Origin of the sequence: Vibrio sp. 10N.222.55.C6 (assembly GCF_041473395.1) — a bacterium.
In the GTDB taxonomy this organism is placed as follows: domain Bacteria; phylum Pseudomonadota; class Gammaproteobacteria; order Enterobacterales; family Vibrionaceae; genus Vibrio; species Vibrio crassostreae_C.
The window spans coordinates 1-206 of record NZ_JBFRSD010000968.1 but is presented as its reverse complement, the minus strand read 5'-3'; the positions used below and the strand labels follow the sequence as shown (position 1 = coordinate 206).

Annotated in this window: 1 protein-coding gene; it reads left to right on the top strand. The window is 45.1% G+C overall.

What is annotated here, in order from left to right:
- Positions 1–206, top strand: a 206-nt coding sequence (locus AB4486_RS27100; protein WP_372119876.1) for an aldehyde dehydrogenase family protein, incomplete at both ends; no start/stop codon positions are given.

Below are 206 nucleotides of genomic sequence, written 5' to 3'. Positions count from 1 at the left end.
AAGACATTGCAGATCGCGTGGTTGGATTGATTCACGGTGCAATGGACGAGTTGAGTGTTGGTATTCCACACCTTCATAAAACCGATGTTGGCCCTGTTATCGACCAAAACGCAAAACAGAAGCTAATGGCGCACTTAGAAAACATGACCAATACCCAGAAGAAGGTGGCTCAACTTTCTTTAGGTACGGATTGTGAACATGGTGAC